Here is a 26,098-nt window from a genome sequence, read left to right as displayed (position 1 = left end):
ATCCTGAAACGTATGCCACGGGGGCGGCATGCCGTCATCGGCATACCGTTCTTCTGGCTGTTCCTGTTCTTCCTGCTGCCCTTCGCCATCGTGCTGAAGATCAGCCTGGCGGCCGCTGACGTGGCCATCCCGCCGTACACCGAGGTGTTCCAGTACGCCGACCAGACGTTGCAGGTGGTGATGAACCTCGGCAACTACCTGATGCTGACGGACGACCCGCTGTACATCGACGCCTACCTCGGCTCGCTGAAGATGGCGGCGATCAGCACCTTCCTCTGCCTGCTGATCGGCTACCCGATGGCCTACGCCATCGCCCGCGCCAGCAAGGAGATGCAGACCGTGCTGCTGCTGCTGATCATGATGCCGACCTGGACGGCGATCCTGATCCGCGTGTACGCCTGGATGGGCATCCTGTCCAACAACGGCCTGCTCAACGGCTTCCTGATGTGGCTGGGCGTGATCAACGAGCCGCTGACGATCCTCAACACCAACTTCGCGGTGTACATCGGCATCGTCTACTCGTACCTGCCGTTCATGGTCATGCCGCTCTACGCCAACCTGGTGAAGCACGACATGAGCCTGCTGGAAGCCGCGTCCGACCTCGGTGCGCGCAACTTCACCAGCTTCTGGAAGATCACCGTGCCGCTGTCCAAGAACGGCATCATCGCCGGCTGCATGCTGGTGTTCATCCCGGCGGTGGGCGAGTTCGTGATCCCGGAACTGCTCGGCGGCCCCGAGACGCTGATGATCGGCAAGGTGCTGTGGCAGGAATTCTTCAACAACCGTGACTGGCCGGTGGCTTCCGCCCTCGCCGTCGTGATGCTGGCGATCCTGATCGTGCCCATCATTCTCTTTAACAAGAACCAGGCGAAAGAGCTGGAGGGCAAGGTATGAACAAGCGTTGGTCGTTCTCCAACATCATGCTGGTGTTGGGCCTGCTCTTCATCTACGTGCCGATGATCATCCTGGTCATCTACTCCTTCAACGGCTCGAAGCTCGTGACCGTCTGGGGGGGCTGGTCGGTCAAGTGGTACGTCGGCCTGCTCGACAACCAGCAACTGATCGGTTCGGTGTTCCGCTCGCTGGAAATCGCCGTCTACACCGCGTTCTCCTCCGTGGCCCTGGGCACCCTGGCCGCCTTCGTGCTGACCCGCATCCCGCGCTTCCGTGGCCGTACGCTGTTCGGCGGCATGGTCACCGCGCCGCTGGTCATGCCCGAGGTGATCACCGGTCTGTCGCTGCTGCTGCTGTTCGTGGCCATGGCCCAGCTGATCGGCTGGCCGCAGGAGCGCGGCATCGTCACCATCTGGATCGCCCACACCAGCTTCTGCTCCTCCTACGTGGCGGTAGTGGTGTCGGCGCGCCTGCGTGAGCTGGACCTGTCCATCGAAGAAGCAGCCATGGACCTGGGTGCCAAGCCCTGGAAAGTGTTCCTGCTGATCACCATCCCGATGATCGCGCCGTCGCTGGCGGCGGGCGGCATGATGTCCTTCGCCCTGTCGCTGGACGACCTGGTACTGGCCAGCTTCGTGTCCGGTCCCGGCTCCACCACCCTGCCGATGGAGGTGTTCTCCGCCGTGCGCCTGGGTGTGAAGCCGGAGATCAACGCCGTTGCCAGCCTGATCCTGCTGACCGTTTCGCTGTTCACCTTCTTCGCCTGGTACTTCACCCGTCAGGCCGAAGAGCGTCGCAAGCGTGCGATCCAGGAAGCCATGGAGTCCAACGCGACCGACTGGCAGCAAAAGGGTTCGACAGCCACCGCCTGACACCGTCTTGTCGGCCGGTTGCTTCCGGCGATTGTCGAACCACGGGCCACCTTCGGGTGGCCCGTGTTTTTTGCGCCCACGTTATTCCGAAGTGTCTGGAATTACTGGGTTTATCGGAAAAATCTGTAAGTACAAAGCCCTACTCCGGTGAAATGGCCAACTAATATTTAACTCGTTCGGTGGCGTTTACCGGCCTCCCCCGAACCAGGGCCGGCAGCGTCAGCGGCAACTTCCAGTGAAACCATTGGCACACGTGCGGGAGAGGGCGCCCAATACAACACCCCGAGTGTTATCCCTAGGGGAAATAACGCGCCAGGGAGCTTCGGCATCTCCCGCAGCACTCTCTTTCAAGCTGCAAAACAAAACCCCGCTTTCGCGGGGTTTTGTTTTGCAGCGGCGGTTCAGCGCTTGGCCGGTACCAGCCTGAGCAGGCCCTGGGTGTTGGCCTTCACTTCGGCCTCCTCGAAGTGCTGGGGCAGGTACTGACCGTCGATGTAGGCCTGCGCCTGATCGTCGTAGTGCTTGTCGAAGGGCACGCCGCTCTGGCCGACCGGGTTGATGCCCAGGCTGTGAGCGGGGTCGGCGAAGTCGATCAGGCGGCGGGTCGACGGGCCGTACACCACCTGCCAGGGCGCCGGGCCGACGCGGTGCGACAGGTTGTTCGGCATCTCGTGCCCACCGGGTGCGGCGAAGGGGCCGACGTTGAAGATCCGATCCAGTGGCTTCTGCTGTCCCAGCGGGTGGCCGTGGGTCAGGGTGTGCGCCTTGCCCCACTGCCATTGCGCCGAATCCTGGCCCAGCGTCGCGCGCAGGTGGTCCAGGCTGGCCTTCCAGGCGGCCTTGACGATATCGGCGCGGGCTTCCTTCTGCTCCGTCTTGCGGTTGTCCCACCAGGGCGAGCTGTCATCGGCCGCCAGGCGCGGCAGGGCGACATCCAGCACGCGGGTCGACAGCAGGTTGTCGAAGAAGGCATCGCCCATCTCGTCGCGCATCGCGCCTTCGGCAATCTGGTACAGCAGCTGGTTGAACAGGGTGGCGGTGACCGAGTCGACCGGGTGATCGCCCTGCCAGGTCGCCAGTTGCTCCACCAGCGCCTTCTCCTCGGCCGTCGAAGCCGCCTCGCGCAGCAGCGGCAGCAACGGCTTGAGGACCCGCGGCCCATAGCCGGTGGCGGTGTCCAGTTGCAGCGCCTGGCTGTTCTGCAGGTCCCACTTCACCGAGGTGTCGGCCAGGCGCTCGTTCAGGCGCTGGCCGCGATCGGGCAGGTTGTAGTAGCCGGGGATCGGCCGGCCATTGGCCGGGACCGGCTGGAAGTTGGCGGACACGATGTAGCCGCGCGCCGGGTTCTCTTCCTGCGGGTTTTCGCGGAAGGGATAGAAGCCGCTCTTGTCGGCCTGCCCCGTGCTGCCGTCGAGCAGGAAGTACGGCACCACCCCGTCCGGGCGCACCGGCAGTTGCGCCGAGGCCCACCAGCCGATGTCGCCGCGGGCGTTGGCCCAGATCACGTTGAGGCCCGGCGAGTGGATTTTCGAGGCTGCGGCGCGGGCCTTGTCCAGGGTGTCGGCACGGTCGAGCTGATAGAAGGCGTCGAGGATCGGGTTCTGGGTTTCGAGGAAGGCCCACCACATCGCCACCGGCGTCTTGCCCGAGGCGGTGCCCAGGGCATCGTTGACCAGTGGGCCGTGGGGCGAGCTGCGCAGGGTGATCTTCACCGGCGCCTGGCCCTTGACCGCGATGCTCTGCTCCTCGCTCTTCAGGTCGACCCATTGCCCCTGGTACCAGACCTGGTTGGGGTTGTCCGGATTGACCTTCTCGGCGATCAGGTCGACGTCGTCGTTCTGGAACATGGTCAGGCTCCAGCCGAACTGCTCGTTGTGGCCGAGCGAGGCGAACGGGTTGAGCGCCTGGTAGTGCCCGTAGAGCTCGAAGCCCGGGGCGCTGGTCTGGATCTCGTACCACACCGCCGGCACCGCGAAGCGGATGTGCGGATCGCCCGCCAGCAGCGGCTTGCCGCTCCTGGTGCGGCTGCCGGAGACGGCCCAGGCGTTGCTGCCCTCGAACTGCGGCAGGCCGGCTTCTTCCAGCGCCGTGTGGCTGATCCGCGCAATGGCGTCGAGGTCCTGCCAGTCGGCGGCGGCCAGCGGGCTCGGCTTGAGCACGCCGTCCGGATGCCAGGCCAGGTCGAAGACCTTCAGGTAGTCCGTCCCCAGCTGGTCGCGTACATAGGTCAGCACCGGCTCGGTGCGGAAGGCGGCGGCGAAGCTGTAGGCCATGTAGCCGGCGACGCTGACCGTATCCTCGGGAGTGAACGGCCGCTTGGGGATACCGAGGATGTCGAACTCCAGCGGGCGCGGATGGCTCTCCTGGAACTGATTGACGCCATCGAGGTAGGCCACCAGCGCCTTCCAGGCCGGGGAGTTCCTGTCCTGGCGCGCCACGTAGTCGGCGGCCTTGTCGCGAATGCGCAGGCTGCGGAACAGGCGGTCGGTGTCCACCAGCTTGGGCCCCAGCACCTCGGCCAGCTCGCCGCGCGACAGGCGTCGCAGCATCTCCATCTGGAACAGGCGGTCCTGGGCGTGGACGTAGCCGATTGCCCGGTACAGGTCATCCTCGCTACCGGCCTTGATGTGCGGCACGCCGCGCTCGTCGTAGCGAACCGTGACCTCGCTGTGCAGGCCGGCCAGGGGCAGCTGTCCGTCACGTTGCGGTTGCTTGCCGTGCAGGTACCAGCCGGCACCCGCCGCGGCGGCGGCCACGACGACAGCGAGGACAGTCAAAGTGCGTTTCATGCGGCAACTCCTTGTTGTTATGCGAGGGATTTTGCAAAGGAAGGACGTTGCCGTTCATTGACCGAATGTCTCTGGGCTGGAATTCTTTGGTCAAACTGCTGTGATCGAGCAACGAGACGCCGTGTCCATCCCCGAGCTGAATTTCCCGGCCACCCCCGCGCTGACCCAGTCCGCCACGCTGCGGCGACTGTTGTATGAATCGCTCGCCGACCTGGGCTTCGACCCGACCGACATCTATCGCCAGGCCCTGCAGAAGGTCCGCCTGCCGGCGCCGGCCCAGAGCGGCCGCCTGGTGCATGACGACGCGCCGCTGTTCTGGAGCACGCTCGATGAGATCACCGGCGACCGCGACATCGGCCTGCACCTGGGCGAGGTGATGAAGCCGCGCCTGCTGGATGTGGTCGGCTACCTGTTGATGGCCAGTGCCGACCTGCGCGAGGCCCTGGCGAGCTTCCTGCGTTTCCAGCACATCCTCTCCGGGGGCTTCGCCGCGCAGATGCAGGAGGAGGGCGAGCAGGTACGGTTGATCCTCGACCTCAACTACCTGGGCGTGCCGAGCCTGCGTCAGCAGATGGAATGCCTGATGCTGCTGTTCCTCAAGCTGCTGGCGCTGATCACCGACGGCGAATTCCGCGTCGGTGCCATCGAATTCCGCCACACCGCGCCGCGGCGCCTGACCGAGCATCGGCGGCTGTACGGGCTCACCCCGCGATTCGGCCAGCCCCACGATGCCGTGCTGTTCGATCGTGCATTGCTCTCGCGTCCTTCGCGCACCGCCAACCCGGACTTGCACCGCCTGCTCAGCGCCCATGCTCGCGAGCAGTTGGGGACGTTCGACGAGAACGACCTGCTCAACCGCCTGCGCTATCTGATCGGCGTGCGGCTGGGGGCGGGGGAGTGCTCGCTGCGCAGTTGCGCGGGCGAGCTGGGCGTGCGTCCCGGGCTGCTGCAGCGCAGCCTGGCGGCCAGGGCGCAGACCTTCAGGGATGTACGAGAGGAGGTGCGCCGGCAGCGTGCCGCGCAGATGCTGGATCAGGGGATGGCGATCCGCGACGTGGCTCGCGCCTGCGGCTTCGCCGAGTTGTCGCCCTTCTACCGGGCGTTCCGACGTTGGTACTCGGCGCCGCCGGAGCGCTACCGACAATGGCTGCGCGAGGGCGGTGCCGAGTCCTGAGCGCGATCAGTCGGCCAGCGGGATCTCGCGGGTCACTTCGAGCAGGGCCATGGCGTCGAGCTGGTCCTCGATCTGCAGGAAGCGCAGGGCGCGGGTGGCCGAGACTTCCTTGGCGATGCGCTTGACGTACTTCTCCTTCAGGTCCTGCTTGTCGTCCTGCAGCTCCAGCACCTGCTTCTGCAGCTTGGTGGCCTCGTCATTGCTGACCGCGCCGGTGTTATAGGCGCCGGCGTAGTCGATGATGATCGACAGCGTCTTCTTGCTCAGCTTGTCGGCCTCGGTACGGTAGCTGTTGTAGATCGGCCAGAACTTCTCGCCTTCCTGTGGGTTGAGCTTCATGTTCGCTTCGACGATGCGCTTGCGCTTGTAGTCGATGTCGGCGAGGCGGTTGTTGATGGCCTCCTTGTGCTGGGCCATCACCTGGCTGCTGCTGGGCGTGTCGTCCGCGTGAGCGGCCAGCGGCAGGGCGAGAGCGGCGCACAGGGCGAGGGCGGGATGAAGACGCATGTGAACTCCTTGATAGCGAACGGCCCTTCATGGGCCGGCGCCTAAGTGTAGCCATGGTTTGGCTGGCATTTCAGGTGTTGCGTCACTACTTCTTCGCGGTGCCGGTCCAGGGGCAATAGCAGCCGACCGCCAGGGTATGGGTCGCCTGTACGCGCCGGCCCTGCACCAGCGCCTCGAGGATCGGTTCGATGAAGCTGTTGCTGGAGGTGCACACCGCGCCTTCGCTGTAGGGGCCGACGTAGGCGAGATTGCCCTGGGCGTCCCAGATCGCCACGGCAGGCGTGGCGGGCAGTTGTTCGGCGCCGGGCAGGGTGGGCAGCGGGCGCATGGACTTCAGGGTGTCGGGCAGTTGCCCGTGACTGCCGGCCTTCTGCACGGCGTAGAAGTCCACGCCTTGCGGGGCGAAGCGCGCGATCAGCTCGGCGAGGTGCTGCTGGTTGCCGACGTTGCACGGACAGGCCGGGTCCCAGAAATGCACCAGGCGGATGTGTCCGGGGCCGGCCAGCTGCGCCGGCAGCATCAGGTGGTCGCCGGAGAACAGCTGCGGCTGCTGGCTGAAGGGGCGGATGTAGCGCTTCTCGTACCAGGCGTAGGTACTGAGCAGGCCGGCGAGGCAGAGGGCGGCGATCAGCCAGCCGATAAGCGTTTTGCGGCGGGTGGACATGCATCTCTCGCAGACGGCGGCCAGTAAGATAGCCGCCAAGCTTGCCATGATCACGGCCGCGGCTGAATATCCCAGCAGCGCACCGAGCTCCCTTTCACTTCCTGCCGATAAGCGAATTGCCCATGCCAGAAGCCTTCCAGCCCGATCTGCTGCGTCCGCTCCTGCGACCACTGACCGCAGCAACGACGGAGGGTGGTATCGCCCTGTATCAGCGTTTCTACGGGCTCGACCTGGGCGGGCGCCACTCCGGCCTGCACAGCCGCCTGGGCACGTTCGAGGCCGGCGGTTATCGCATCGCCGCGCAGCTCTGGCGGCCGGCGCTGGCACGCGGCACCCTGCTGCTGTTGCACGGCTACTACGACCACATGGGCCTGTACCGCCATGTGATCGACTGGGCGGTGGGTATGGGCTTCGCGGTATTGGCCTGCGACCTGCCGGGGCACGGCCTGTCGGAAGGCAAGGCGGCGAGCATCGGCGATTTCTCCGAGTACCAGACGGTGCTGGCCGGCCTGATCGGCCAGGCCCAGGCGCTGGATCTGCCGCAGCCCTGGCACCTGTGCGGGCAGAGTACCGGTGGGGCGATCCTGCTGGACTATCTGCTGACCGGCGAGATGCGGCCGGAGCTGGGGCGAACCATCCTGCTGGCGCCGCTGGTCCGCCCCCGTGCCTGGGGCTGGTCGAAATTGAGCTACCAGGTATTGCGGCCCTTCGTGGATTCGATTCCGCGACGCTTCACCGAAAACTCCACCGACCCCGAGTTCCTGGCCTTCCTGCGGGATCGCGATCCCCTGCAGCCGCGCACCCTGCCGACCGCCTGGGTGGGTGCCCTGGCGCGCTGGATTCCACGTATCGAGGCCGCCTCTCCGGGCGGGCAAAGCCTGCTGGTGGTGCAGGGCGACGCCGACGAGACGGTGGACTGGCGGTACAACCTGAGGGTGCTGGAGGACAAGTTCGAGAAGATCGAGTGCCTGCTGCTCACCGGCGCGCGGCACCATCTGGCGAACGAGAGCGAGGTCCTGCGCCAGCGCTATTTCGAATTTCTCAGCGAGAGATTGGGATAGACGGAAAGGCCGGGGAGATGGGGGTGTGTCCTTCACTCCCTGCGCCATCTTCCTCAGGCGCCACCCCCGCTACAGCGGGAATGATTCTAGGTGAGCGATCCCTCGGAGTGGTCTCCAGGTGCTGTAGGTAAAATCCGATCACTGACCGTCGGATGAAACGGACAACCCGGCGCGCAGGGCGGCCAGGGCGGCGCGATAGTAGCTGCGCCCGGCCGGGGACTCGCTGAACGCAGCGAACTGGCCCAGCTCGGCATCGTCCAGCCCGCGATAGACATAGAGCAGGGTGTTATCCAGATCGGCGCCGATCTGCCCCATCAGCTTCTGTCGTTGGCCATCGAGCATGCCCTGCGCCTGCCCGGCGCCGAGCAGGCCGGGGAGCATCTGGCTGAGGCTGTCGGCGGCGACGCTGGCCAGCGCCAGGCTGACTTCCGCGCCGGCTTCGCGGGCCGGCAGCACCTTGCCCAGGCGTTGCACCAACTGGCGCCGGGCGTCGCTGGCCTGTTGGCGCGGCAGGCCATTGGCGTACTTGAGCAACTGGTCGCTGCGGGTGGCGAAGGTCTCGGCGTTGGCGACCTTGCGGCCCAGGGGGGATTCGAAGAAGGTCAGCGCCGGTGTGCTGTCCGGCAGGTTCTGGCGCAGGCTGGAGAGGGCGCGCTGGTCGATGTCGGCGGCGGCGAAGCGGCGGTTGCTGTTGTCCACCAGGGCCTGGTAGAGCGCCGGCGGCAGGTTGCCCTGGTAGCGCTTCTGCGCGGCGTGCAGGGCGTCATTGAAGTGTGCGCGCTGCTCGGGCCAACCGGCGGCCTGGTAGAGGCGCTGGTAATTGTCAGCCAGGGCGGGCATGCCCAGTACCAGAAGAGTGAGGGCCAGCAGTACGCGCATTGCAACTCCTTGTGGGCGGCAGGGTTCGCTCGCCGGGGGCTATTGTCGGCAAGGCTTGCCCTGCTTGTCGAGCCACTGGCGTCGGACGTTACAATGCGTCATGGATTTCGACACCGATTCTTCCCTCCTGCAGCGCATTGTCGACGACCTTGCCGACAAGGGCTGGTCGCAGCAGGACGCCTTCCTTCCCGATGCCCTGATCGCCCAATTGGCGACGGAGTGCCGTGCCCGTGATGCGGCCGGCAAGCTGGCCGCTGCTGCCATCGGCCGGGGCGAGGGGCAGGCGGTGCGCGAAGGCATCCGCGGCGACCGTATCCAATGGATAGAACCTGGCCAGTCCGAAGCCTGCGATCTCTACCTGGGGGCGCTGGACGAGTTGCGCCGACTGATCAACCGCTCGCTCTACCTCGGCCTGGAAGACTTCGAGGGACACTTCGCCCTCTATCCGCCGGGCGCGTTCTACCAGAAGCACCTGGACCGCTTCCGCGACGACGATCGCCGTACCCTCTCTGCAGTGTTCTACCTCAATCCCGACTGGCGGGAAGCGCAGGGCGGCGCGCTGCGGATGTACCTGCCCGACGAGCAGACGCTGGACCTGGCGCCGATTGGCGGACGGCTGGTGGTGTTCCTCTCCGGCGAGTTCCCCCACGAAGTGTTGCCGGCCAGCCAAGAGCGGCTGTCGCTGACCGGCTGGTTCCGTCGGCGCGGTGATTCGTCCTTCTGAGCCCTCCGGCTCAGTGCCCCCAGACCCTGACGGTCCCGCTGATGTCCTGGATGTCGCGGATCTCCAGCGTGCCCAGGCGTCCGTTACCGACATAGAGGTCGCCGATCATTCGCACGCGAATGGTCTGCGCCGGCAGGCCGCTGGCATTGAGTTGCTGGTTGATGGTGGTGAGGTCCGGCAGCGTCAGGGCGAGCTGTTGTTGCCCGCCGGCATTCTGCACCACGTCCACCTGCAGGGTCGGCAGCTCGATACCGAAGATCGGCAGGGTCAGCCCCAGTTGTGCGGCGCCGTACGGCAGGCTGCCGCCGCGGCCGTTGGGGCAGGCACCGGCATTCACGCAGCCATTGTCGATGGAGACGTTGCGCAACGAGACGCTGCCGCCGTCGTCGTTCCAGGCGGCACTGCCGATATGCGCCAGCACGTCGGCGCGGATGCTGATGCCGTCCTGTCCGCTGACCGCGCCGAGGCTCTCGTTGTCGAGCGCTTCGAGGGCGGCCTGACTGACCGAAAGGTGGAGCAGCGCCGCAGCGGCTGCGGAAAGGACGAACAGGCGGGACATGCTGGAGGCTCCGAAGGGATTGGCCGGTGCGTCAGTCTGGTCAGGCGTCGCCTGAGCGACCAGTGCCGGGCGGCGATTCCCGCCAAAGGTTGTGCCCGGTCACTGTGCCGACGGTCGGTGGATGCACGCGCGCCCCGACTTTTGGCGGGCTCGAAATCCTCGGAAACGGATCGCCGATGAATGTCGTGTTACCCCGCGTGACCCGTCGGAACCTTGCGGCTAGTCTGTGGCATTCGAATTGGAGTGATTGGCCCATGCAGAAGGTTCTCGTCAGCCGTTGCCTGCTCGGACACCGCGTTCGCTACGACGGCGCTGCCCATGGCCCGTTCGACCTGCTGGCGCGCTGGCTGGCCCAGGGGCGCGTGGTGCCGCTGTGCCCGGAAGTGGCCGGCGGCCTGCCGACGCCGCGCGCGCCGGCGGAAATTCCCGGTGGTCAGGGCGTGGCGGTGCTGGATCGGGTCAGTCCGGTGGTCACGGTGGACGGGCAGGACGTCAGCCAGGCGTTCCTGGCGGGCGCCGATGCGGCGGTGAAGCTGGTGCGGCATCACGATATCCGCCTGGCCATACTGAAGGCGCGCAGCCCATCCTGTGGTCACCGCGAGAACTACGATGGCAGCTTCACGGGCCGCAAGGTCGCCGGCGAGGGTGTCACCGCCGCCGCGCTCAGGCGCATGGGCGTGCTGGTGTTCAGCGAGGAAGAGCTGGACGCCGCCGCGGTTTGCCTGGCCGGGCTGGAAGCCGGGGGCTAGAGCGGTCGAAGACATTTGAGGACGCACTCTTTTTCTTGAGCCTGCGGGGGAGCCACCTATGCTTGTGGGTTCCATGCGGGTGAACGGCTGTTGAGTGCGCGTTCCCCGAATCCCGTGAAGAAGGAGAAACCCATGAGAACCATGTTGCCTTGCCTCGGTCTCGCTGCGCTGCTCGCCGCGTCTTCCGCGATCGCCGCCGACATGCCGCGCACCCCGGCCCCGGAAGGCGCCAAGGTGTACTTCATCGAGCCGGCCGACGGCGCCACCGTCGGCAAGACCTTCACCGTCAAGTTCGGCCTCAAGGGCATGGGCGTAGCGCCCGCCGGCGTGGATTCGCCGGCCACCGGCCATCACCACCTGCTGATCGACCTGAAGGAGCAGCCGGCGATGAACATGCCGCTGCCGATGAACGACACCATCAAGCACTTCGGCAAGGGCCAGACCGAGACCGAAGTGACCCTGCCGCCGGGCAAGCACACCCTGCAGCTGCTGGTGGGCGACAAGAACCACGTGCCGTTCGACCCGCCGGTGGAGTCGCAGCAGATCACTGTCAACGTGAAGTGACTCCAGAAGGCTGATGCTTTTCGTAGGACCGAGGGGGACGCCCAGTCCTTGCTCGCGAACCGCTTCGTTGGGGGGCGCGAGCAAGCTCGCTCCTACAGGGCATGTCCTGGTGCCGAAACGCCCGGTAGAAACAAAAAAAGGAGGCCCAAGGGCCTCCTTTTTTCTTGCCACCGTAGCGCTTAGAACAGCACGCGGCTACGAATGGTGCCGTTCACGTGCTGCAGCTTCTCCAGCGCCAGGTCCGAGTACTCGGCGTCGACGTCGATCACCACGTAGCCGACCTTGTCGTTGGTCTGCAGGTACTGGCCGGAGATGTTGATGCCGTTGTCGGCGAACACCTTGTTGATCTCGCTCATCACGCCCGGGATGTTGGCGTGGATGTGCAGCAGGCGGTGCTTGCCCGGGTGCGACGGCAGGGCCACTTCCGGGAAGTTGACCGAGGACACCGAGGTACCGTTGTCGCTGTACTTGACCAGCTTTTCGGCCACTTCCAGGCCGATGTTGGCCTGGGCCTCGGCGGTGGAGCCGCCGATGTGCGGGGTCAGGATCACGCGATCCAGGCCGCGCAGCGGACTTTCGAACTCTTCGTCGTTGGACTTGGGCTCGACCGGGAACACGTCGATGGCGGCGCCGATCAGGTGCTCGTCCTTGATCGCCTCGGCCAGGTGGTCCAGCTCGACCACGGTGCCGCGCGCGGCGTTGATCAGGATGCCGCCCTTCTTGATGGCGCGGATTTCCTTCTCGCCGATCATCCACTGGGTGGACGGCAGCTCCGGCACGTGCAGCGAGACGATGTCGGACATGCCGAGCAGCTCGTGCAGGTTGCCGATCTGCTGGGCGTTGCCCAGCGGCAGCTTGGTCACGGTGTCGTAGAAGAACACCTGCATGCCCAGGGCCTCGGCCAGGACCGAGAGCTGGGTGCCGATGGAGCCGTAGCCGACGATGCCCAGCTTCTTGCCGCGGATCTCGAAGGAGTTGGCCGCCGACTTGATCCAGCCGCCACGGTGGCAGGAGGCGTTCTTCTCCGGGATGCCGCGCAGCAGCAGGATGGCTTCGGCCAGCACCAGTTCGGCCACCGAACGGGTGTTGGAGTAGGGCGCGTTGAACACCGCGATGCCGCGCTCGCGGGCGGCGTCCAGGTTGACCTGGTTGGTACCGATGCAGAAACAGCCGACGGCGATCAGCTTCTTGGCGGCATCGAAGACTTCTTCGGTGAGCTGGGTGCGGGAGCGGATACCGATGAAGTGCACATCGGCGATCTTTTCCTTCAGTTCCTCGCCGGACAGCGCGCCCTTGAGGTACTCGATGTTGGAGTAGCCGGCGGCCTTGAGGGTGTCGACGGCATTCTGGTGCACGCCTTCAAGGAGAAGGAATTTGATCTTGCTCTTGTCGAGAGAAGTCTTGCTCATCTGCTTTGAACCTGTAGTCCCGGGATGTGGCGAGAAAATGAACAGCTCTGGCCGAACCGGCCGATACCACACTTGGCGCCAAGTGGCGATCTGCGTGGGGTGCGTATGCTAGCATGTTCTCCCTTTTCCTTGCCCGGTTACGACCTGAGCTGTTCTCAGGACGACCATGAATCCTTTGAGAGTTCCTCCCATGACCCGCGAAGCCCTGATCGAATCGCTCAAGCCCCTGCTGGAGCCCGGCAAGCTGCTGACTGACGCCGATTCCCTCGAGACCTACGGCAAGGACTGGACCAAGCATTTCGCCCCGGCGCCGCTGGCCATCGCCTTCCCCAAGAGCACCGAGCAGGTCCAGGCCATCGTTCGCTGGGCCAATGAGCACAAGGTCGCGCTGGTCCCCTCGGGCGGCCGCACCGGGCTCTCCGCTGCCGCCGTCGCCGCCAATGGCGAGGTGGTCGTGGCCTTCGACTACATGAACAAGATCCTCGATTTCAACGCCTTCGACCGCACCGCGGTGTGCCAGCCGGGTGTGGTGACCAAGCAGCTGCAGCTGTTCGCCGAGGAAAACGGCCTGTACTACCCGGTGGACTTCGCGTCCTCCGGTTCCAGTCAGATTGGCGGCAACATCGGCACCAATGCCGGCGGGATCAAGGTTATTCGCTACGGCATGACCCGCAATTGGGTCGCCGGGCTGAAGGTCGTCACCGGCAAGGGCGACCTGCTGGAACTGAACAAGGACCTGATCAAGAACGCCACCGGCTACGACCTGCGCCAGCTGTTCATCGGCGCCGAAGGCACCCTGGGCTTCGTGGTCGAGGCCAGCATGCGCCTGGAGCGCCAGCCGAAGAACCTCACCGCGATGGTCCTGGGCACCCCGGACTTCGACTCGATCATGCCGGTGCTGCACGCCTTCCAGAGCAAGCTGGACCTGACCGCCTTCGAGTTCTTCTCCGACAAGGCCCTGGCCAAGGTCATGGCCCGTGGCGACGTGCCGCCGGCCTTCGAGACCGACTGCCCGTTCTACGCCCTGCTGGAGTTCGAGGCGACCACCGAGGAAGTGGCCAACGAGGCGCTGGCGACCTTCGAACATTGTGTAGAGCAGGGCTGGGTGCTGGACGGCGTGATGAGCCAGAGCGAGCAGCAGCTGCAGAACCTGTGGAAGCTGCGCGAGTACATCTCCGAGACCATCTCGCACTGGACCCCCTACAAGAACGACATCTCGGTGACCGTCAGCAAGGTTCCGGCCTTCCTCAAGGACATCGACGCCATCGTCGAGGCCAACTATCCCGACTTCGAGGTCGTGTGGTTCGGCCACATCGGCGACGGCAACCTGCACCTGAATATCCTCAAGCCCGAGAACCTGACCAAGGACGAGTTCTTCGCCAAGTGCGCGACCGTCAACAAGTGGGTTTTCGAAACGGTTCAGAAATACAACGGCTCGATCTCCGCCGAGCACGGCGTGGGCATGACCAAGCGCGATTACCTGGGGTACTCTCGCTCCGAGGCTGAAATCGGCTACATGAAAGCGGTCAAGGCGGTGTTCGATCCGAACGGGATCATGAACCCCGGCAAGATCTTCGCCGAGTAAGTCGCAGCATATCTGGAAGGGCCGGTTTACCGGCCCTTCGCACGTCAGCGTCACGGGAAGTGGCGCGTTCGCCGGCAGGATGCGGGCAACCGCGTGGGATCACCAGCCCCGCGCGGATCATCTCTTCCATGCGTTCAGGAGTCGGTCATGAGTTACCAGCACCAGTATGTCGATGGCACCCCGATCCATTTCACCCTGGGCAAGGTGGTCTGCGTCGGCCGCAACTACGCGGAACATGCCAAGGAGCTGAACAACCCGGTGCCGACCGAGCCGCTGCTGTTCATCAAGCCCGGTTCCTGCACCGTGTCGCCGGCCGGCGGCTTCGCCATTCCCGAGGATCGCGGCGCGGTGCACTACGAAGCGGAGATCGCCGTGCTGATCGGCAAGCCGCTGTCGCGCAAGCCCAGCGCCGAGGAAGTGCTGGATGCCATCTCCGGCTACGCGCCGGCGCTGGACCTGACCCTGCGCGACGTGCAGGCCAGGCTGAAGGAAAAGGGACTGCCCTGGGAGCTGGCCAAATCCTTCGACGGCGCCTTCGTCCTGGCGCCCTTCGTCAGCGCCGACCACTTCCCGGACCCGACCGACATCGGCATCCGCCTCACCATCGACGGCGAAGTCCGCCAGGATGGCAACAGCCGCGACATGCTCAACCCCATCGTGCCGCTGATCCAGCACATCTGCGGGCACTTCTCGCTGCAACCGGGCGACGTGGTGTCCACCGGCACGCCGGTCGGCGTAGGGCCGCTGCAGAGCGGCAATGCCCTGATGCTGGAACTTCCCGGCGCCAGCCGATTCGAAAGCCGCGTGCTCTAACCGTTGTCCCGCCGAAGGCCGCCGTCTGTGCGGCCTTCGTTTATTGCGGGGTGCCTTGTTCGAAACCACCAACAAGAGTCGCCATGGCCATTTCCCTGCTTCGTCCGCGCTGGCTGCTGCTGGCCCCGCTGCTTCTGCTGATCGTGCTCGCCTTGCTGGCCGTGCGCTTCCATTGGGACGACCGCGCCCGCCTCTGGCTGCGTGAACAGGACACCGGTATGCAGGAGCGCGCCGAGAGCGTCTGGCTGCCCGGTTACCGCGCCGTGATCCAGGCCAAGCAACTGACCGGCGGCCTGGAAGGCCAGGAAGCCTCCGATCTGGCCTATAACCCGGTGACCCGTACCCTGTTCACCGTGACCGGCAAGAAGCCGCTGCTCGCCGAGCTGTCGCTCTCCGGCGATGTGCTGCGGGTGATCCCCCTGCTGGGCATGTCCAACCCCGAGGGCGTGGCGGTGCTGGAGAACGGCAATATCGCCGTGACCGACGAGCGCAGGAATTCGCTGACCATCTTCCATGTCGATCCGCAGACCCGCGAACTGAGCACCGAGAAGCTCGCCAGTTTCGACCTCGGCCCGCGCGGCAAGAAGAACAAGGGTATCGAGGGCATCGCCTGGGACCCGCGGCAACATCGCCTGGTCCTGGGCCAGGAGCGTGACCCGCTGGCGCTGTTCAGCCTGCCCAGCAACGGTGGCCCGAGCGTGAGTGGCGCCCTGCAGCCGCTGGCCGGCGACCTGTTGATGACCAACGTCTCGGCCCTGAGCATCGACCCGCGCACGGGGCACACCCTGGTGCTGTCGGCGGAATCGCACCTGCTGCTGGAACTGGACGAAAAGGGCGAACCGGTGAGCTTCATCAGCCTGCTCGGCGGCCTCAATGGCCTGCACGACCGGATTCCGCGTGCCGAGGGTGTGGCCATCGACGAGCAGGGCACCATCTACATGGTCAGCGAGCCCGACCTGTTCTACGTGTTCAAGCGCGAGGTTGCGCCGGCCAAGGCGGATTGATCCCGGCCGGGGAGGGCGTCTGGGGCGCTTAAGTTTGGGTTAAGCCCGGATTCAGGCTGGTTTCAGCCACCGGCACTAGGCTGACCCCATCGAAAACGCCCCAGGAGGCACTTCCATGAAACTGAGTCATCTCCCCCTGATCGCTGCCGCCGGCCTGTTCTCCACCCTCACCCTGGCCGCCGGCTACACCGGTCCGGGCAGCGATGCCGCCAAGCCGGCCGCCGCCGCCCAGGTCACCACCGTCAAGCAGGCCCAGTCCGCCGCCGACGATACCCCGGCCGTGCTGGAAGGCACCATTACCAAGCGCATCGGCGGTGAGCACTACGAGTTCAAGGACGCTACCGGCAGCATCCAGGTCGAGATCGACAACGACGATTGGCCGGCGGGCGCCGGGGTTTCCGAGAACACCAAGGTGCGCCTGACGGGCGAGGTCGATCACCACAAGATGAAGGCCACCGATATCGACGTGGATCGCGTCGAAATCCTGCAGTAGTACGGCCGCGAAACCAACGAAAAAAGCCGCGCAGGGAGTGATCCCCGCGCGGCTTTTTCGTGCTCGTCGTAGGAGCGAGCTTGCTCGCGAAAGAGTCATCCGCGTACGCCGGGCTGTCCGGCGTAATGCGGTTCGCGAGCAAGCTCGCTTCTACAAAGGCAGGCCGGGCGTCAGCCGATGCTGTCGAAGCCTTGCAGCACGTTCACCGCGTTGATGCCGATTTCCTCCACCGCGTAGCCGCCCTCCATGACGAACAGGGTCGGCAGGCCGAGCTTGCCGATGGCTTCGCCCATGCGCAGGTAGTCCGGGCTGTCCAGCTTGAACTGGGAGATCGGGTCTTCCTTGAAGGTGTCCACACCCAGCGACACGATCAGCACGTCCGGCCTGTAGGCCGAGATCTGCCGGATCGCCGCCTGCAGCGCCAGGCTCCACACCGACCAGTCGCTGCCCGAGGCCAGCGGGTAGTTGAAGTTGAAGCCTTCGCCCACGCCCTGGCCCTTCTCGTCGGCGTAGCCGAGGAAGTAGGGGTACTCGAAGCGCGGGTCGCCGTGGATCGAGGTGAACAGCACGTCGGCGCGGTCGTAGAAAATGTCCTGGGTGCCGTTGCCGTGGTGGTAGTCCACATCGAGGATGGCCACCCGGCTGGCGCCTTGATCGAGAATCGACTGGGCGGCGATGGCGGCGTTGTTGAGGAAGCAGTAGCCGCCCATGAAGTCCGCAGAGGCGTGGTGGCCCGGTGGCCGGCAGAGGGAGAACACCGAGCGCGCGCCCTTGGCCAGTTCGGCCTGGCCGGTCATGGCGACGTTCACCGAGCTGGTGATCGCCTGCCAGGTGCCGGCGGTGATCGGCGCGCCGGCGTCGAAGGAGTAGTAGCCCAGGCGGCCGTCGATGCTGTCGGGCTCCTTCTGCCGCAGACGCCGGGTCGGCCAGGCGATCGGCAGCATGTCGTGGGTCCGGCCGGTGGCCAGCCAGTCGCGCCAGGCGTGTTGCAGGAAGCGCACGAAGCCCTCGTCATGCACCCGCAGGATCGGCTCCAGCCCGAAGTCGCGCGGGGCCTGGATGTCGCCGAGTTTCACCGCCTTGACCCGGTCCAGCACCATGTCGGCGCGGCTGGGCTTCTCGAAGCAGGGGGTGAACTGGCCGCCGATCAGCTCGTGCTGACCGTGGTGCAAGCGATGGTCGTCGGTGTAGATCGTCAACATCACGCGCTCCTCATGGCGCCTGGCGGCGCCTGGTTTCTGATTGTCAGGGCGTGCTCAGCGTCCGGCCCGCGCGAAGCGGGCCGGACGCTGAGCACGCCGTCATGCGTTTTCCTCGAAGTTCACGCTCGGTGCCTTGCGGCGGAAGCCGCCGGTGTGCACCGCCAGGTAGGTGAAGCCAACGGCGAACCAGCTCAGGCCGACGATCAGGGTCAGCTGCGACAGGCTGGTCCACAGCCACAGGGTCAGGCACAGGCCGACGAAGGGGATCAACCCGTACTTGAGCAGGTTGGCGGCGCCACGACGGCGCTCGACGCCCAGGTAGGTGCGGATCACTGCCAGGTTGACCACGGAGAAGGCCACCAGCGCACCGAAGCTGATCATCGAGGCCAGGGTGGTCAGGTCCAGCACGATGGCCAGCAGGGAGATCGCGGAGACCACCAGGATCGCCAGCACCGGGGTCTGGAAGCGCGCGTGCAGGACGCCGAACAGGCTGCGCGGGAGGATGCCGTCGCGCCCCATGGTGAAGATGATGCGCGACACCGAGGCCTGGGAGGCCAGCGCCGAGCCGATGCAGCCGGCGATGTAGGCGGCGGTGAAGAAGTTGGTCAGGAACTGCCCGCCGGCCTTGAGCATCACCTCGTTGGCCGCCGAATCGGCGTTCTGGAACACGCTGCCGGGGAACACCAGCTGGCTGATCACCGCCAGCAGGGTGAACATCAGGCCGGCGATCACGGTAGTGATGATGATCGCGCGTGGGATGTCGCGGCGGGCGTCACGGGTTTCCTCGGCCATGGTCGAAACCGCGTCGAAGCCGAGGAACGACAGGCACAGCACCGCGGCGCCGGCCATCAGCGGGGCGAAGCCGGGTTTGCTGCCGTCACCGACGAAGGGCAGGCTGAAGTCGATCGGCGCTCCGCCGGCCAGGCTCTTGATCGACATCACCACGAACACCACGATGAACACCAGCTGGGCGCCGACGATGATGTTGCTCATGCCGGCCACCTGGCTGATGCCGACCACGTTGAGCACGGTGACCAGGGCGATGGAGGCGACCACGAACACCCAGGCCGGAATTTCCGGGAAGGCGATGTTCATGAACAGGCCGATGAGCAGGTAGTTGATCATCGGCAGGAACAGGTAGTCGAGCAGCAGCGACCAGCCGGACAGGAAGCCGACCCCCGGGCCGAAGCTCAGGCTGGTGTAGGAGTAGGCCGATCCGGAAATCGGGTACTTGCGCACCATGAAGCTGTAGGAGGCGGCGGTGAACAGCATCGCCAGCAGGGTGATCAGGTAGGCGGTGGCGGTGCGGCCGCCGGTCATCTCGGTGACCACGCCGTAGGTGGTGAACATGGTCAGCGGGACCATGTACACCAGGCCGAAGAAGACCAGGGCGGGCAGGCCCAGGACGCGTTTCAGGCGGGCGTCGGCGGAGGCCGCGTTACCCTGGGTGGTGTGTGCAGTGCTGGCGCTGTGTTGGCTGGCCATGGGGGATTCCTCGCGATTGTTCTGGCTCTTGTATAGGGCGCGATGGGACGGCGTTCGGTGGCCGTCCGGGTTGTCGTCGGCTACGGATCAGCCGCAGCAGTGACGACGGGCGAGGAATGAAGGGCTGTGCTGCAGGGTGACGCAAAAGCTGGTCATGGGCGTTCTCGGGGACTTTGTTCTTGTGGATAACGCGCTCGCGTTCCCTTGGGATATTCCCGCACCACTGAGTGTGGCGCCGGAGCTGGCCGCCTTTCCTGCCGCTCCCTGCGCGAGCGGCCCGACTCTAGCAACCGGGGTGGCCGGGCAGAACCCTGCAAAGGGTCAAAAAGGGATCGAAATGGCCAAATTGACTGTCAGATCCACCCGGCGCGCACCGCCGCGCCGGGTGGATTCCGGTTATTTCTTCAGCTTGGTCCACACCTTGGAGCGCAGCTGCAGCGCCTTGGGCGAGCACAGCTGGAAGGGCTTCAGGCGGTCCAGCTTGTCGGCCGGGGTGTTGATCGCCGGGTCGTCGAACAGCTCTTTCTCCATGTACTTGTCCGAGCCTTCGATGGCGTTGTTGTACTTGGCGAAGTTGGAGGCGGCGGCGATGTTTTCCGGCTGCATCATCCAGTTCAGGAAGGCGTGGGCTTCCTTGATGTTGGTGGCGTCCTTGGGAATGGCCAGGTTGTCGATGAACAGGCGGATGCCTTCCTTCGGATAGACGTAGACCAGGCTGGCGCGCTGGGCGTGGGCGCGGTGGAAGGCGCCGTTCCACTGCTGGTGCATGGAGACTTCGCCGGCGGCCATGCGCTCGATGGTGCCGTCGCTGTTGTACATCGCCAGCATCGGTTTCTGCTTGAGCAGCAGCTCCTGGATCTTCGCCGCCTCTTTCGGGTCCTCGGTGCACTCGTTGATGCCCAGGTAGTAGGACGCCGGGGCGTACAGCTCCTCGATGGAGTTGAGCGCCACCACCTTGCCCTTGAGCTCGGCCGGTGGCTCGAAGAAGGGCTTCCAGCTTTCCTCCAGCTTGCCGCCCGGCACCTTGGCGCTGTCGTAGCTGTAGCCGGTGGTGCCCCACAGGTAGGGCACGGTGTAGTCGTGGCCCGGGTCGTAGGTCAGGGTCTTGAACTTGTCCTTCAGATTGGCCAGGTTCGGCAGCTGCGCCTTGTCGAGCTTTTGCAGCAGGTCCTCCTTGACGAAGATTTCGATGAAGCTGTCCGAGGGCACCACCACGTCATAGGCGCCGCCACCGGCCTTGAGCTTGGCCAGCAGGGTTTCGTTGCTGTCGTAGGAGTCGAGGGTCGCGTGGATGCCGGTGTCCTTTTCGAACTTCTTCAGCAGCTCCGGCGGGAAGTAGTCCGACCAGTTGGCGAAGTGCAGGGTGCCTTCGGCGTGGGCGCTGCCGGCCAGCAACAGGCTGGCGGCGACGAGCGTGCGGGCGATGGGGGTACGGCGGAATTTCATCGGTGAAGCTCCTTGCAATGTTGTTTTGTTTGGCGGCAGGAGGTCAGCGGCGACGCTGGCCGACGTAGTACGACAACGCAACGAACGCGATGGAAATCAACAGTATTATTGAGGATATGGCGTTGATCTTCGGGGAAATGCCCATGCGGATGGAGCTGAAGATGTACACCGGCAGGGTGGTGGCCCCGGCACCGGCGACGAAGTAGGTGATGACGAAGTCGTCCATCGAGATGATGAACGCCAGCATCGCCCCGGAGAGGATGCCCGGCATCAGCAGCGGGAAGGTCACCTTCCAGAAGGTCTTCCAGGGCGAGGCGTAGAGGTCCGCCGCCGCTTCGGCCAGGCGCGGGTCCATGCCTTCGAGGCGGGCACGGATCGGCAGGTAGGCGAAGGGGATGCAGAACACCACGTGCGCCAGCAGGATGGTGAACAGCGACAGCTTCAGGCCGATGAAGGCGAAGAACATCAGGGTCGCTACGGCGGTGACGATCTCCGGCACCAGCAGTGGCAGGCCCAGCACGCCGCTCATCAGGCCCTGGCCACGGAAGGTCCGGCCGCGCATGCCCAGGGCGGCGAGGGTGGCCAGCGTGGTGGAGATGATCGTGGCGAGGCTGGCGACGATCAGCGAGTTCTTCGCCGCGCGGAGAATCTCCGGGTCGTCCGCCACCACCGCGTACCACTTCAGGCTGAAGCTCTCCCACAGCGTCGCCGACTGGCCGCTGTTGAAGCTCAGCACCACCAGCACGAAGATCGGGACGTAGAGGAAGGCGAAGAACAGCCAGGCCGCGGGCCGTACGCCGGTGAAGCGCCAGAGCGGGTTGGCCGACTTCATGGATGACCTCCCGCGGTGCCCTGCTTGAAGCGCATGCTGTAGATCATCATTGCCAGCAGTACGAAGGCCAGCAGGGCGAAGGACAGCGCCGCGCCGAACGGCCAGTTGTGCGCCGTGCCGAACTGCAGCTGGATCAGGTTGCCGATCATCAGCGATTTACCGCCCCCCAGCAGCTCGGGAATGATGTAGCTGCCCAGCGAGGGGATGAACACCAGGATGCTGCCGGCGACGATGCCGGGCATGGCCAGCGGCACGATGATCCGCTTGAGCGCTTTCCAGCGGTTGGCGCCGAGGTCGAAGGCGGCTTCCACCAGGCGCCAGTCCATCTTCTCCAGGCTGGTGTAGATGGGCAGCACCATGAACGGCAGGTAGGTGTAGAGCAGGCCGATGATCACCGCGTTGTCGGTGTAGAGCAGGCCGATGGAGGCGTCGGTGAAGCCCAGCCCGTGCAGGCCCTCGTCGATCAGCCCGCCGTTGCGCAGCAGCAGGATCCAGGCGTAGACCCGCACCAGCAGGTTGGTCCAGAACGGCACCGTGACCAGGAACATCAGCAGGTTGCGCCGGCGCTCGTCCTGCAGTGCCAGGTACAGCGCGGTGGGGAAGCCGATCAGCAGGCAGCCCAGGGTGGTCAGGATCGACAGCCAGAAGGAGCGCTGGAAGATGCCCAGGTAGTCGGCGTTGAACGACAGGCTGTCGTCCAGGTCGCGCTCCCAGAGGAAGTTGATGTAGGCCTCGACAGTGTGCTGGCCCCATTTCACGCCGCCGTAGTCCCCCGGTGCCTGGATCGACACGGCGAACATGATGCCCAGCGGCAGGACGAGGAACACCACCAGCATGATCATCGCCGGGCTGGTCAGGGCCAGGCGGTTGAACAGCGATTTGCGTTCGGCTTGTGCGCGCAGTGTGCTCATTCGGCCAGCACCCGGATGGCGGTGGCGGGTACGCGGACCCGAACCCGTGCGCCCGGGGCGTGGGTGGAATGGGCGCCGTCACGGTTCTGCTGACGTACGCGGAAGCCGCCCTGACCGGCGACGTTGAGGTGGTACACGGTGTCGGTGCCGACGTAGACGATGTTCTCCACCACGCCTTCGAGCTGCCCGTCCTGCGCAAGCTCAGTGCGTTCCGGGCGGATCGCCAGGGTCACCTTGCCCGGCAGGGTGGTCGCCGCCGGCAGCAGCTGGCCATCGGCCAGGCGCACGCTGTCGCCGCTGGATTCGCCTTCGAGGAAGTTGGTCTCGCCGATGAAGTCGGCCACCAGGCGGTTGACCGGTGCTTCGTAGATTTCCGTCGGCGTGCCGATCTGCATGACCTTGCCGCGACTCATCACCGCGATGCGGTCGGACATGGTCAGGGCTTCTTCCTGGTCGTGGGTGACGAAGATGAAGGTGATGCCGGTCTCGTGCTGCAGACGCTTGAGCTCGATCTGCATTTCCTTGCGCAGCTTGAGGTCCAGCGCGGACAGGGATTCGTCGAGCAGCAGCACCTTGGGCCGGCTGGCCAGGGCGCGGGCCAGGGCGATGCGCTGCTGCTGGCCGCCGGAGAGCTGGTCGGCGCGGCGTGAGCCGACATCCGGCAGGCGCACCAGGTCGAGCATCTTCTGCACGGTGGCGTCGATGTCGGCGCGGCTCTTGCCTTGCATTTCCAGGCCGAAGGCGATGTTCTGGGCCACCGTCATGTGCGGGAACAGGGCGTAGCTCTGGAAGACGGTGTTGACCGGGCGGCGGAAGGGCGGGAGGCCTTCCATCGCATCGCCGTAGAGGCGGATGCTGCCGGAGGAGGGTTGTTCGAATCCGGCGATCAGTCGCAGCAAGGTGGTCTTGCCGCAGCCCGAAGGCCCGAGGAGGGTGAAGAACTCGTTGGCGCGGATTTCCAGTGACACGTCGTCCAGGGCTTTGAGGCCTTGTCCGGGTGTACCGAACTCCATGCATATCCGCTCGATGGTGATCGCGCTGGTCATGCTCGTACCATGCAGTTAAGCAGTTGTTATTGTTTAGGTTTTACGGTTTCTGAGACCGTTTCACCTAGCTGCGGATTGATAATGACCAAGCAGCCCGGTGCGCAGAACGATAGATCAGGCCAATAAGGGATAAATCAGGCCAAGTTGAAAACGCGCCCGGAAATGCTGGATTTCGGGCGTCAGCGGGGTGTCGTTCTTCAGGCTTTTCGTAGGAGCGAGCTTGCTCGCGAACAATCTCCGTGGGGCCGGGTTCGCGAGCAAGCTCGCTCCTACAGTGACGTTTCTGGTCGTGGCTTCAGCCCCGATACAGGCTCGGACTCGACCCGCTCCAGCGCTGGAACGCATGGCGGAAGCTGGCCGTCTCGCTATAGCCCAGTTGCTCGGCGATCAGGTAGATCGGCAGGTCGGTGTCCTTGAGCAACTGCCGCGCGCGGTCGAAGCGCACCTCGTCGAGCACCTGTTGATAACTGGTGTTCTGCTGTTGCAGGTGGCGGCGCAGGGTGCGGGTGGAGCGGTGCAGGTGGCGCGCCACGGCGTCCAGGTTGGCGGTGTCCTGCAGGTGGCTGGCCAGGTGTTGGCGCAATTGCTCGATCACATCGCCACGGCTGCTGAGTGTCGCGCTCATGCGCAGGCATTGCTGCACGCCGTTGTGACAGCTCACCGGGTCGGCCAGCGGCAGCGGCCGGTCCAGCAGCGCCGGGCTGAAGCACAGGGCGCTGGTCGGCGCGCCGAACTCCACGGGGCAGCCCAGGCGCTCGGTGTAGGTTTCCGCGTGCAATGGCGGACGGTAGGCCAGCAGCAGGCGGCGCGGGCGCACCGATTCGCCGAGCAGGTCGCGGATCACCGTGAGCAGCGAGGTCAGGCACAGTTCTGTGTTGAATACCGTCAGTTCCGGCGCGTAGCGGTAGCCGTCGGCGCTCAGGTGCACCTCATCGTCCCGTGGCACCAGGGCCAGGCGGAAGTAGGTGCCGAGCAGTTCGGGGAAGGACAGCGCCAGTTGCAGCGCATCGCGCAGGGTGCGGCTGGCGAGCATGCTGTAGCCGAGGATGCCGTAGGCCGAGACATGCATGCGCAGGCCGAGGTAGAGACCCAGGGCCGGATCGTGGTGGCAGCTCAGGGCGTTGGCGAAGACCCGCAGCTCCTGGGCGTGGGTGATCAGCTTGTGCGGGGTCAGCAGGTCCGCCTCGTCGATGCCGCTGCCTTCCAGCAGCTTCGGCCGCGGCACGCCGGCATGGTGCAGTACCTCGGTGGCCAGTACCACGGTGTGCAGGGTCGCCTGCTGGCGCTGTTCGGGAAGCAGATGCGGGGCCATCGATATGCCTCTTGCCGTCTCTTGCAAAGCAACAGGGATTGGTCATGCGCTAACCTGACTCTAGCCTGCCCACAGCCGCTGGTGGCCTTTAAGTTTGGCTTCAGGCGCTGCTGCCAACCTGCCAGGCCACTTTCATTCCGAGACCTCCATGCGTCGTCTGCTCAAACCTCGCCGCCTGCTTCCGCTACTGGGGCTGCTGGCCCTGGCCGCCCTGCTCGCGCTGGGCCAGAGCTTGCGCGTCTACGAGCGCGTCTGGTTCAAGTTCAACGAATGGCGGCATGCGGCGCACTGGCAGGATCAGTCCATCTGGCTGCCCGGCTATCGAGTGCTGATCGAGGCGCAACCCATCGAGGGGCTGGCGGACAACGTCTCGGCGCTGACCTACGATCCGGACCGGCAGACCCTGTTCACCGTCACCAACAAGCGCAACGAGCTGATCGAGCTGTCGCTGGAGGGCGAGGTGCTGCGCAGGATCGCGCTGCACGGCTTCGGCGATACCGAGGCCATCGAGTACATCAGCCGCAACGTCTACGTGATCAGCGACGAAACCCACCAGCGGCTGCTCCGCGTCGAATTGCGCGACGACACCACGCAACTGCGCGCCGAAGACGCACAGCAGCTGGCCCTGGCGCTGGGGCGCGGCGGCAACAGCGGCTTCGAGGGGCTGGCCTACGATTCGCTGGGCAAGCGCCTGTTCGTCGCCAAGGAGCGCAATCCGGTGCATATCTATGAGGTGCGCGGCTTCCCCTACGAGCAATCGCAGGAGCCCTTCGCGGTGCACGTGGTGGAAGATCTCGAGCACAACCGCAATCTGTTCGTCCGCGACCTTTCCAGCCTGCAGTACGACGAGCGCAGCGGGCACCTGCTGGCGCTGTCCGACGAATCGCGGCTGGTGCTGGAGCTGAGCGCCGAGGGCGAGCCGATCAGCTCGCTGTCGCTGTTGCGCGGCATGAGTGGCCTGAGCCGCAGCGTGCCGCAGGCCGAGGGCATCGCCATGGATGACCAGGGCACGCTGTACCTGGTCAGCGAGCCCAACCTCTTCTATGTGTTCAGAAAGCCCATGCCGATGGAGCCAAGGTAATGAAGCCGTTACAGTGCTGCTTTCCGACACGAAGTATGGCGTT

At 65.3% G+C, this 26,098-nt stretch carries 25 protein-coding genes; 12 read left to right on the top strand and 13 right to left on the bottom strand.

What is annotated here, in order from left to right; translation table 11 throughout:
- Positions 1-12: 12 nt before the first annotated feature.
- Positions 13-894 carry an ABC transporter permease subunit gene (locus ACAW63_RS03210; RefSeq protein ID WP_371234557.1) on the top strand — a complete coding sequence of 294 codons (882 nt, stop codon included), beginning with the start codon at positions 13-15 and terminating at the stop codon, positions 892-894.
- Entirely contained in the window at positions 891-1,766 is an 876-nt protein-coding gene (locus ACAW63_RS03205; RefSeq protein ID WP_275609185.1) for an ABC transporter permease subunit, read from the top strand. The genes ACAW63_RS03210 and ACAW63_RS03205 overlap by 4 nt, the downstream gene beginning before the upstream one ends.
- Before the next feature lie 401 nt (positions 1,767-2,167).
- On the opposite strand, the gene ACAW63_RS03200 is transcribed toward ACAW63_RS03205, so the two are convergent.
- The gene (locus ACAW63_RS03200) at positions 2,168-4,555 is read right to left on the bottom strand and encodes a penicillin acylase family protein (protein ID WP_371231641.1); all 2,388 of its coding nucleotides are present in this window, start codon (positions 4,553-4,555) and stop codon (positions 2,168-2,170) included.
- 121 nt (positions 4,556-4,676) lie between these two features.
- On the opposite strand from ACAW63_RS03200, the gene ACAW63_RS03195 reads away from it, so the two are divergent.
- Positions 4,677-5,729 carry an AraC family transcriptional regulator ligand-binding domain-containing protein gene (locus ACAW63_RS03195; RefSeq protein ID WP_371231639.1) on the top strand — a complete coding sequence of 351 codons (1,053 nt, stop codon included), beginning with the start codon at positions 4,677-4,679 and terminating at the stop codon, positions 5,727-5,729.
- A 6-nt stretch (positions 5,730-5,735) separates the two neighbouring features.
- Here the strand turns inward: ACAW63_RS03195 and ACAW63_RS03190 are convergent, their stop codons facing one another.
- Positions 5,736-6,236: a transcriptional regulator gene (locus ACAW63_RS03190; protein WP_371231637.1), complete on the bottom strand. Its 501-nt coding sequence runs from the start codon at positions 6,234-6,236 to the stop codon at positions 5,736-5,738.
- An 85-nt stretch (positions 6,237-6,321) separates the two neighbouring features.
- Positions 6,322-6,948 carry a DUF6436 domain-containing protein gene (locus ACAW63_RS03185; protein ID WP_371231635.1) on the bottom strand — a complete coding sequence of 209 codons (627 nt, stop codon included), beginning with the start codon at positions 6,946-6,948 and terminating at the stop codon, positions 6,322-6,324.
- Positions 6,949-7,022: 74 nt separating this feature from the next.
- On the opposite strand from ACAW63_RS03185, the gene ACAW63_RS03180 reads away from it, so the two are divergent.
- A complete protein-coding gene (locus ACAW63_RS03180) occupies positions 7,023-7,961 on the top strand; it encodes an alpha/beta hydrolase (protein WP_371231633.1) in 939 nt (312 codons plus the stop codon).
- Positions 7,962-8,099: 138 nt separating this feature from the next.
- Here ACAW63_RS03180 and ACAW63_RS03175 read toward each other — a convergent pair whose 3' ends face one another.
- On the bottom strand, positions 8,100-8,840 hold the full coding sequence (locus tag ACAW63_RS03175; RefSeq protein ID WP_371231632.1) for a hypothetical protein: 741 nt from the start codon (positions 8,838-8,840) through the stop codon (positions 8,100-8,102).
- Positions 8,841-8,940: 100 nt separating this feature from the next.
- Here ACAW63_RS03175 and ACAW63_RS03170 point away from each other — a divergent pair, with 100 nt between their 5' ends.
- Positions 8,941-9,564 carry a 2OG-Fe(II) oxygenase gene (locus tag ACAW63_RS03170; RefSeq protein WP_371231630.1) on the top strand — a complete coding sequence of 208 codons (624 nt, stop codon included), beginning with the start codon at positions 8,941-8,943 and terminating at the stop codon, positions 9,562-9,564.
- 10 nt (positions 9,565-9,574) lie between these two features.
- Here ACAW63_RS03170 and ACAW63_RS03165 read toward each other — a convergent pair whose 3' ends face one another.
- Positions 9,575-10,123 (bottom strand): DUF6160 family protein, encoded by a 549-nt coding sequence (locus ACAW63_RS03165; RefSeq protein WP_371231629.1) that lies wholly within the window; start codon positions 10,121-10,123, stop codon positions 9,575-9,577.
- 254 nt (positions 10,124-10,377) lie between these two features.
- Between ACAW63_RS03165 and ACAW63_RS03160 the strand changes: the two genes are divergently transcribed.
- Together ACAW63_RS03160 and ACAW63_RS03155 are read left to right on the top strand one after the other, a co-directional pair.
- Positions 10,378-10,872, top strand: coding sequence for a DUF523 domain-containing protein (locus ACAW63_RS03160; RefSeq protein ID WP_371231627.1), 495 nt, complete (start codon positions 10,378-10,380; stop codon positions 10,870-10,872).
- Between the two features lie 132 nt (positions 10,873-11,004).
- A complete protein-coding gene (locus tag ACAW63_RS03155) occupies positions 11,005-11,436 on the top strand; it encodes a DUF4399 domain-containing protein (protein ID WP_331319613.1) in 432 nt (143 codons plus the stop codon).
- A gap of 179 nt (positions 11,437-11,615) precedes the next feature.
- Here ACAW63_RS03155 and serA read toward each other — a convergent pair whose 3' ends face one another.
- Positions 11,616-12,845, bottom strand: coding sequence for a phosphoglycerate dehydrogenase (gene serA / locus ACAW63_RS03150; protein WP_275609174.1), 1,230 nt, complete (start codon positions 12,843-12,845; stop codon positions 11,616-11,618).
- A gap of 190 nt (positions 12,846-13,035) precedes the next feature.
- On the opposite strand from serA, the gene ACAW63_RS03145 reads away from it, so the two are divergent.
- The 4 genes from ACAW63_RS03145 (at position 13,036) to ACAW63_RS03130 (ending at position 16,740) form a co-directional block, all read left to right on the top strand.
- The gene (locus tag ACAW63_RS03145; RefSeq protein ID WP_331319614.1) at positions 13,036-14,430 is read left to right on the top strand and encodes an FAD-binding oxidoreductase; all 1,395 of its coding nucleotides are present in this window, start codon (positions 13,036-13,038) and stop codon (positions 14,428-14,430) included.
- A 147-nt stretch (positions 14,431-14,577) separates the two neighbouring features.
- A complete protein-coding gene (locus ACAW63_RS03140; RefSeq protein WP_371231624.1) occupies positions 14,578-15,243 on the top strand; it encodes a fumarylacetoacetate hydrolase family protein in 666 nt (221 codons plus the stop codon).
- 83 nt (positions 15,244-15,326) lie between these two features.
- Positions 15,327-16,247, top strand: a complete 921-nt coding sequence (locus tag ACAW63_RS03135) for an SdiA-regulated domain-containing protein (protein ID WP_371231622.1) — start codon at positions 15,327-15,329, stop codon at positions 16,245-16,247.
- A 115-nt stretch (positions 16,248-16,362) separates the two neighbouring features.
- Positions 16,363-16,740, top strand: coding sequence for a NirD/YgiW/YdeI family stress tolerance protein (locus ACAW63_RS03130; protein WP_275609170.1), 378 nt, complete (start codon positions 16,363-16,365; stop codon positions 16,738-16,740).
- Between the two features lie 170 nt (positions 16,741-16,910).
- Here the strand turns inward: ACAW63_RS03130 and ACAW63_RS03125 are convergent, their stop codons facing one another.
- The 7 genes from ACAW63_RS03125 to ACAW63_RS03095 all read right to left on the bottom strand — a co-directional run bounded on the left by ACAW63_RS03125 (position 16,911) and on the right by ACAW63_RS03095 (position 24,974).
- Positions 16,911-17,942: a histone deacetylase family protein gene (locus tag ACAW63_RS03125; RefSeq protein ID WP_371231621.1), complete on the bottom strand. Its 1,032-nt coding sequence runs from the start codon at positions 17,940-17,942 to the stop codon at positions 16,911-16,913.
- A 99-nt stretch (positions 17,943-18,041) separates the two neighbouring features.
- Positions 18,042-19,427 (bottom strand): APC family permease, encoded by a 1,386-nt coding sequence (locus ACAW63_RS03120; RefSeq protein ID WP_275609168.1) that lies wholly within the window; start codon positions 19,425-19,427, stop codon positions 18,042-18,044.
- Positions 19,428-19,823: 396 nt separating this feature from the next.
- Positions 19,824-20,873 (bottom strand): extracellular solute-binding protein, encoded by a 1,050-nt coding sequence (locus tag ACAW63_RS03115; RefSeq protein WP_371231619.1) that lies wholly within the window; start codon positions 20,871-20,873, stop codon positions 19,824-19,826.
- A 43-nt stretch (positions 20,874-20,916) separates the two neighbouring features.
- Entirely contained in the window at positions 20,917-21,705 is a 789-nt protein-coding gene (locus ACAW63_RS03110) for an ABC transporter permease (protein WP_275609166.1), read from the bottom strand.
- The gene (locus ACAW63_RS03105) at positions 21,702-22,616 is read right to left on the bottom strand and encodes an ABC transporter permease (RefSeq protein WP_371231617.1); all 915 of its coding nucleotides are present in this window, start codon (positions 22,614-22,616) and stop codon (positions 21,702-21,704) included. Before ACAW63_RS03105 ends, ACAW63_RS03110 begins: the two co-directional genes overlap by 4 nt.
- On the bottom strand, positions 22,613-23,662 hold the full coding sequence (locus ACAW63_RS03100; RefSeq protein WP_371231615.1) for an ABC transporter ATP-binding protein: 1,050 nt from the start codon (positions 23,660-23,662) through the stop codon (positions 22,613-22,615). Before ACAW63_RS03100 ends, ACAW63_RS03105 begins: the two co-directional genes overlap by 4 nt.
- 295 nt (positions 23,663-23,957) lie before the next feature.
- Entirely contained in the window at positions 23,958-24,974 is a 1,017-nt protein-coding gene (locus tag ACAW63_RS03095; protein ID WP_371231613.1) for an AraC family transcriptional regulator, read from the bottom strand.
- A 148-nt stretch (positions 24,975-25,122) separates the two neighbouring features.
- Here ACAW63_RS03095 and ACAW63_RS03090 point away from each other — a divergent pair, with 148 nt between their 5' ends.
- Positions 25,123-26,055: an SdiA-regulated domain-containing protein gene (locus tag ACAW63_RS03090; RefSeq protein ID WP_371231612.1), complete on the top strand. Its 933-nt coding sequence runs from the start codon at positions 25,123-25,125 to the stop codon at positions 26,053-26,055.
- Positions 26,056-26,098: the final 43 nt, after the last annotated feature.

The sequence above is a fragment of the Pseudomonas sp. QE6 genome, from assembly GCF_041379005.1.
Lineage (GTDB): Bacteria > Pseudomonadota > Gammaproteobacteria > Pseudomonadales > Pseudomonadaceae > Pseudomonas.
This window is presented reverse-complemented; position numbering and strand designations above follow the sequence as displayed.